We start from the raw sequence: 7,183 nt of genomic DNA on the forward strand, positions 1-7,183 counted from the left end.
CCTGCTCCACGCACGATGCAGGCCATCAGGCGTGAACGATCACGCTTCCCGATGCACCTGGAAACCGGCGAACGACTGGCTCACCGGCATGATCTCCAGCCGATTGACGTTGAGGTGGCTGGGCAGGGTCGCGATCCAGTAGATCGTGTCGGCGATGTCGGCCGCCGTCATCGGCTGTGCGCCGCGGTACAGCGCGTCCGACGCGGCCTGGTCGCCGTGGGTGCGCACGAGCGTGAATTCGGTTTCGGCCATGCCCGGTTCCAGCGTGGTCACGCGCACGCCGGTGCCATGCAGGTCCGCGCGCAGGCCCAGCGAGAACTGGCTGACGAAGGCCTTGCTGGCGCCATACACGTTGCCGCCGGCGTAGGGATAGTTGGCCGCGGTGGAGCTGACGTTGACGATGCCGCCGCGACGCGCGATCAGGTTGGGCAGCAACGCACGGGTGAGCGTCACCAGCGCGGTGACGTTGGTGTCGATCATCGTGCGCCAGTCGTCCAGGCTGGCGTGCTGCGCCGGCTGCGTGCCCTGGGCGAGGCCGGCGTTGTTGACCAGCAGGTCGATGTTGCCGAAGCCGTCCGGGCGCGCGTCCAGCGCCGCCTGCATCGCATCGGCATCACGGATGTCGAAGGCGGCGACGTGGATCCGCTGGCGCCCAAGCTGGTCGGCCAGCGCCTGCAGCCGATCGACGCGGCGGCCGGTGGCGACGACGCGCCAGCCTGCCTCGGCGAAACGCTGCACGGTGGCCAGGCCGAAGCCAGAGGTGGCGCCGGTGACGAACGCGGTCTTGATCATGGGCGGCGGATTCCGGAAAGGGCTGGCCACGTTGCGCCAGCGCGTGCGAGCGTGTGATGAGTGGCGTGCAGCAGGCTAGTCCGCCAGGCCGCAGGTCGGTTCGTCGCCGAGCAGCCACGCGATTGCCGCGTCGCGATCGACGAAGCGCGAGAACGGGTAATGGTGCGCATCCACCAGCACTTCGATCAGGTGGTTGGTGTAGTTCACCGGCGGCGCGATGAAGGCGGTTCGCGACTGCCGGAACACCGGCTCGCCGGTGATGCGCGTGGCGAACGCGCGGAAGTCGTCGATCGCATCGGGCGCGGCGACCGCCCCTATCAGGTCGATCAGGATCCGCCGCACGCCGCTTTCGCGCAGCAGCGGCACGGCCTCGTCGGCCGCCTGCAGGCGCTGGGCGATGGACACGACGCCGTGGTAGCGCAGGTCGAGCAGGCCGCGGTCGCGGTCCAGCTGCATGGTGTACGGCATCGACACGTTCCGGGTGCCGCGGCTGCGGCAAGGATGGGAACCTTAATCGATGCCCGCAGTGCCGTGAAGTGGTCGGGACGACCGTGGGTGCAGGGCGGCCACGCTGAATGCGACTGGCGCAACCAGGTGTTGCCTCGCTGGCCCCTAATTGGCCGCTGGCGGTTTTTTCGCCGGCTTTCGTGTTGGCGGCTTTTTCGCCATCGCCGCCGTCTTCGCTGGTTCGCCGGCGCCCTCGCGACTGCCGCGGCGCGGCCGCCCGACCGCGGACTTGCCGCGCGTGCGCGCCTTGTTGCCGTTGTCGCGATGCTTCTTGAGCATGTCCTCGGCCAGCACGACGTCCTCGGACAGGATGCCCGCCGCCTTGGCGATCGCGATCCTAGCCGCCGCCTTGTTCTCGTCCGGATTGGCCAGCAGCAGTTCGCGGATCACTTCGCGCAGGGCGGCCTCGGCGTTGTGCTTGAGCTGCAGGTCGTGGCCCTGGCGGAACAGGCCCATCAGGGCATCGACGACGGGTTTGACGAGGGCGGCTTCGATTGGCATGGGACGTTCCCTGGTGGACGCGAAGCATGTCGCCAGCGGGTCTCATGGATGGCGACCGTGCCGGGGCCGAGCCACGCGCCCCGGCGACGCGCAGATGCGCGCGGCAAACGAGCCGTCGCGTCGGCAGGCCCCGGTTTCGAATTTCGTCGCGTCGTGTGCGACGCCCTCGGCCGAAGTGGGTCGGAGGCGGTCATTCCGCAGGGGCAAAAGGTCTTCCCTGCGCAAGCTCCGAGCCAGTGCTTTTGCCGTCTGCCGCAGCACGGAGGAGCAAGGACGAGAGGCGCTTGCCCTGCCAACAAACGCCAAGCGAGCAAACGCACTGGATCACGGCTCTCGCTGGGATGACGAGGGCATAAGACCGGGTGCACCGGGCGAGGATTACCAACGGGGCTGCGCATGGCCGCCGCCAGACCCGAATCAACCCCATGACCACGGCCCGCAGTTGCGCCGCGGACCATGCGCGCAACGCATCCGCGCGCGCTCGCCTATTTGGCGCGGATCGCCATCGCCGGCAGGCCGCCCTCGGCGAGCTTGCGCTTGGCTTCGGCCAGTTCCGACGCGGTCGTGTAGGGCCCCATGCGCACACGATAGACGGTCTTGCCGTTGATGGTCGCCGACTCGACCCGCGCGCCAAGGCCGAGCAGCGCGACCTTGGCCTTGATGGCTTCGGCATCGCCGGAGGCACCGAAGGCGCCGGCCTGGAGGATGTAGGGCGCATCGGGCAGTGGCCTTGTCGACGCGGCGGTCGCTGCGGCGGCGTCGGTGCCGGCGTGGCTCGCCGTGGGCGAGGCGTCGTTGTCCTCGAGCGCGTCGGGATCGGCGGCCGCGGCCGAACGGTCGGCGGCGGTCGATGCGGCCGCCTTGCGCGCGGCTTCCTCGCGCTCGGTGGCGGCGAGCTCGGCGTCGGACATCTGCACCTCGTCGCCGGGCAGCATCTTGTAGAAGTCGTATTGCGGCTTGGCCTTGGGCTTCGACGCGGCGGCGGCATCGGTCGCCTCGCCCGCATCGCCGTCGATGCCGTCCTCGTCGCCGCTGGCCACCGCGGGCGTGGCGTCCGGGTTGGGCTTGGGGCGGAAGAAGCCGTCGCCGCTGCCGGGCGTCATGAACTTCGGCGCGAGCAGCACGATCGCGACGGTGAGCACCACGCCCAGCAGCAGCCACGCCCAGCCGGGCAGGCCCGCGGAGTGGCCGGTGTTGCGTCGCGCCTGGGATTTGCCGCGTTTGGCTGCCACTACATTTGCTCCGGCGCCGAGACGCCAATCAGTTCGAGGCCGTTGGCCAGCACCTGCCGGGTCGCCTGCGCCAGCGCCAGGCGGCCATCGCGCAGGTCGGCGTCGTCGACCAGGAACTGGTGGTCGTTGTAATAGGACTGGAAGGCCTGCGCCAGTTCGTGCAGGTAGGCGGTCAGCAGGTGCGGCTCGAGGTGTTCGCCGGCCGCCGCGATCACGTCGGGATAGCGCGCCAGCTCGGCCAGCAGCTGGCGGGTGGCGCGGGTTGCCACCGAATCGCCGTCCAGTTCCAGCGGCTGCGCCAGGCCGTTGTCGGCATCGAACGCCAGGCCGCGCTCGCGCAGTTGCCGCCACAGCCCGCAGATGCGCGCGTGCGAAAGCTGCACGTAATAGACCGGGTTGTCGAGCGACTGCGAGCGCGCCAGGTCGATGTCGAAGGTCAGTTGCGAGTCGGGCTTGCGCGCGAGCAGGAACCAGCGCGTTGCATCGCGCCCGGCTTCGTCCACCAGGTCGCGCAGGGTGAGGTAGCTGCCGGCGCGCTTGGACAGCTTCACTTCCTCGCCGCCGCGCATCACCGTCACCATCTGGTGCAGCACGTATTCCGGCCAGCCTTCGGGGATGCCGGCGTCCAGCGCCTGCAGTCCGGCGTGCACGCGCTTGAGCGAGCCATGGTGGTCGGCGCCCAGCTCGGTGATCGCGCGCTCGTAGCCGCGCTGCCATTTGCTCAGGTGGTACGCGATGTCCGGCACGAAGTAGGTGTAGCTGCCGTCGGACTTGCGCATGACGCGGTCCTTGTCGTCGCCGAAGTCGGTGGTGCGCAGCCACAGCGCGCCGCCGTCCTCGTAGGTGTGGCCGTGGGCGATGAGCTCGCGCACGGTCTCCTCGACCTTGTGGTCGGCGTACAGCGAGGACTCCAGGAAATACACGTCGAAGGCGACGCCGTAGGCGGCCAGGTCGGCGTTCTGCTCGCGCCGCAGCCACGCGACCGCGAACGCGCAGATCGCGTCCAGGTCTTGCGGGTCTCGGGCGCCGGTCACGGCGTGGTCCTCGAAGGCAACCGTCTCCCCGCGCAGGTAAGCCTGGGCGACATCGACGATGTACTCGCCGCGATAGCCGTCCTCCGGCCAGCCGGCATCGTCGGGCGTCCTGCCCAGCGCGCGCGCCTGGACGGACCGGGCGAGGTTGTCGATCTGCGCGCCGGCGTCGTTGTAGTAGAACTCGCGCACCACGTCCCAGCCGTTGGCGGCGAGCACGCGTGCGATGCAGTCGCCGATCACCGCCGCGCGGCCGTGGCCGACATGCAGCGGGCCGGTGGGATTGGCCGAGACGTATTCGACCCCGGCGCGGTGGCCGGCGCCGGACGCGTTGCGGCCGTAAGCCGAGCCTTCGGCATGGATCGCGCGCAGCTGCCGTTGCCAGGCCAGCGGCGCCAGGCGGAAGTTGAGGAAGCCGGGCCCGGCGATCTCGACCGCGGCGAGTTCATCGTTGCCGGGCAGCGCATCGATCAGCGCCTGCGCGATGGTGCGCGGGTTGGCCTTGGTGCCGGCGGCGGACAGCGGCTTGGCCAGCAGCATCGCGACGTTGGTGGAAAAATCGCCATGGCTGCGGTCCTTCGGGCGCTCAACGGTGAATGCCGGCGCCGGCAGGTCGGACGGCAGCACGCCCTGCGCGCGCAGGGCGTCCACGCCCCGTTCGATCAGGCCGGCGATGCGGAGGCGGAGCGAGGCGGGAGCAAGGGCCACGAGCGGGCGATTCTTGGCGGAAAAACAGCGGCCATTGTACGCGACGGCCGTGCCGGGATCGCCGCTGCGGGCATCACCCGGCGACGGTCGCGTCGCGGAAATTCCGCGGCAGGCGCTGGTGGATGTCGCTGGCGGCGATCGCCGCGTGGCCGACGCCGACGCTGATCTGGTTGAGCGCGCTGACCACGTCGCCGATCGCGTACAGGCCCTCGACGCTGGTCTGCTGGTGGGCGTCGACCACGAGCTCGCGGTTGTCGTCCATGCGCGCGCCCAGGCCGGCCGCCAGTTGCGACTGGGCGTCGCCACCGAGCACCGGATACACGGTGTCGAAGCGTTGCACGCGGCCGTGGTGGAAGATGAAGACGCAGCACTCGCCGTCGTGGTGCAGGGACACCGAGGGCGGCCACAAGGCGATGCCGGCATCGCGCGCGGCTTGTGCAGCCGCGGGCGACGGTTCGCCGGGTTCCGAGCGCACCACCGCTACCCGCGGGGAGAACGTGCGCAGGAACAGCGCGTGCGCGATGCCCTCCTCGACCGGTGCATACACCGCGATGCGTTCGTCGCGGGCTTCGTAGGCATCGCAGACCGCGCACAGGCGCACGACGTGGCGGTCGATGGCGTCCTCCAGCCCAGGCATCGCGGGCATGACGTCGACGATGCCGCTGGCCAGGATGACCGTGCGCGCGTGCCAGCTGCGCCCGTCCTCGGCGGTGGCGACGAACGCGCCGTCCGCGCGCTCGAGCCGGCCGATGCGGCCGGCGACGATGTCGACGCCGTATTCGCCGGCCTGCGTGCGCAAGCGCTCCAGCAGCGTCGGCCCGGCGACGCCGAGGGGAAAGCCCGGCACGTTGTGGCTGCGCGGGATCCAGCGCGCGCGGCTGCGACCGGCGTCGACGACGACGATGTCGCGGCGGAAGCGGGCCAGGTAGGTCGCCGCCGTCAGGCCGGCGGGACCGGCGCCGACGATCAGGCAGTCGTGGCGCGCGCGGTGGTTGCGGGCGTGGGCCTGGGCATCATCGCCAGCGTGGGCTTGTGCGCCAGCGCGGGCACTGTCGCCGGGGGCGCCGTCGTCGGGCGTGCGTGGATCGGGCGCGGTGCGCTCCGCGGCGCGGTCGTCGCCGTCCAGGGTGTCCGCCCCAGCGGCTTCGCGCGACCGGCCTGCCTGCAGCGGGGATCGGGGTATCGGCACGCCGCGCAGTATCGGCAGCGCCGCGGCGACCGCGCGTGATGGCGGAGCGGGTGCGTGCCGCCGACGTCAGCGGCCGGGGCCGACGTCGATGAACTGCAGGAATTCGGCCCGCGTGCGCGCGTCCTCGCGGAAGCTGCCGAGCATCTTCGAGGTCACCATGCTGACGCCACGCTTGTGCACGCCGCGGGTGGTCATGCACTCGTGCGTGGCCACCACCACGACCCCCACCCCGCGCGGCTGCAGCACGTCGGCGATGCAGTCGGCGATCTGCGCGGTCATCTTCTCCTGCACCTGGAAGCGGCGCGCGTAGGCGTCCACAACGCGGGCGAGCTTGCTGATGCCCACCACCTTGCCGTCGGGCAGGTAGCCCACGTGCGCCTTGCCGATGATCGGCGCCATGTGGTGCTCGCAATGGCTTTCGAACTCGATGTCGCGCAGCACGATCAGCTCGTCGTAGCCGGCGACTTCCTTGAAGGTGCGGGCAAGGTACTCGCGCGGCTCCTCGCGGTAGCCGCTGAACCAGTCGCGGTAGGCACGGGCGACGCGCCCGGGGGTATCGAGCAGGCCTTCGCGGGCCGGATCCTCGCCCGACCAGCGCAGCAGGGTGCGCACGGCGTCTTCGGCCGCCTCGCGGCTGACGCCATTGACCTCGGGCGGGGCGGACTCGGGCGTGGGCGGCAGGTCGCGCATGGCAGCGTCGGTCCAGAGGGCGGGCGGGCATCCTACTGCAGCGCCACGGACGGGCGCCCGTCCCGACTGTGCAAAGCTGCCTGCCAAGGCGCGGCGCCGCGACCCGGCACCGCGGCTCAGAACACGGCGGCGGGGGTCCTGGGCTGCCGGCGCTGGGCCTGGTCCAGCGATTGCCAGGCATGGGCCACCGCCGGCTGCGCCTGCGGCCAGTCCAGCCGCGAGCCGAAGTGGTTGGCCGCCTCCCAGCCGCCCTGCAGTTGCGATTCCAGCTCCGCCAGCGGGCGGCCGCCGCTGTGTTCGTAGGCCTGCAGGCCGTAGCGGTAGGCGGGCGCGTAGTCGTGCCAGTCATGGCCGGCCACGTAATAGGGCATGGTGCGGAAGATCTGCTGGAAATGGCCCAGGTCGCGGCGCCCATCGAGCGCCTCGCTGGCGCGATTGCCGGCCACCGCACCGAGCGCGCCGCCCGCTGCGGCACCGACCGCCAGCCCCACCGGACCGGCGACCACCGCGCCGAGCGCGGCACCGGCAGCGCC

7 protein-coding genes and 1 pseudogene are annotated in these 7,183 nt (G+C 71.1%); all 8 read right to left on the reverse strand.

From position 1 onward, the window contains the following. Positions 1 to 39: 39 nt before the first annotated feature. Positions 40 to 792: an SDR family NAD(P)-dependent oxidoreductase gene (locus tag G7B67_RS10500; protein WP_166211975.1), complete on the reverse strand. Its 753-nt coding sequence runs from the start codon at positions 790 to 792 to the stop codon at positions 40 to 42. 75 nt (positions 793 to 867) lie between these two features. Next, positions 868 to 1,260, reverse strand: a complete 393-nt coding sequence (locus tag G7B67_RS10505) for a hypothetical protein (RefSeq protein WP_166211978.1) — start codon at positions 1,258 to 1,260, stop codon at positions 868 to 870. 144 nt (positions 1,261 to 1,404) lie between these two features. Continuing rightward, a complete protein-coding gene (locus tag G7B67_RS10510) occupies positions 1,405 to 1,800 on the reverse strand; it encodes a hypothetical protein (protein ID WP_166211981.1) in 396 nt (131 codons plus the stop codon). Between the two features lie 485 nt (positions 1,801 to 2,285). Continuing rightward, positions 2,286 to 3,032, reverse strand: coding sequence for an SPOR domain-containing protein (locus tag G7B67_RS10515; RefSeq protein WP_166211984.1), 747 nt, complete (start codon positions 3,030 to 3,032; stop codon positions 2,286 to 2,288). Beyond that, a complete protein-coding gene (gene argS / locus G7B67_RS10520; RefSeq protein WP_425482437.1) occupies positions 3,032 to 4,771 on the reverse strand; it encodes an arginine--tRNA ligase in 1,740 nt (579 codons plus the stop codon). The genes G7B67_RS10515 and argS overlap by 1 nt, the downstream gene beginning before the upstream one ends. Before the next feature lie 73 nt (positions 4,772 to 4,844). Continuing rightward, complete coding sequence (locus G7B67_RS10525) at positions 4,845 to 5,960, reverse strand: NAD(P)/FAD-dependent oxidoreductase (RefSeq protein ID WP_207780912.1); 1,116 nt, start codon at positions 5,958 to 5,960, stop codon at positions 4,845 to 4,847. A gap of 66 nt (positions 5,961 to 6,026) precedes the next feature. Continuing rightward, on the reverse strand, positions 6,027 to 6,650 hold the full coding sequence (gene folE / locus G7B67_RS10530) for a GTP cyclohydrolase I FolE (protein WP_166211987.1): 624 nt from the start codon (positions 6,648 to 6,650) through the stop codon (positions 6,027 to 6,029). A gap of 116 nt (positions 6,651 to 6,766) precedes the next feature. After that, positions 6,767 to 7,183 (reverse strand): annotated as a pseudogene (locus G7B67_RS10535) (hypothetical protein); the annotation flags it as partial.

This window comes from Cognatiluteimonas telluris, assembly GCF_011320095.1.
Classification (GTDB): Bacteria; Pseudomonadota; Gammaproteobacteria; order Xanthomonadales; family Xanthomonadaceae; genus Cognatiluteimonas; species Cognatiluteimonas telluris.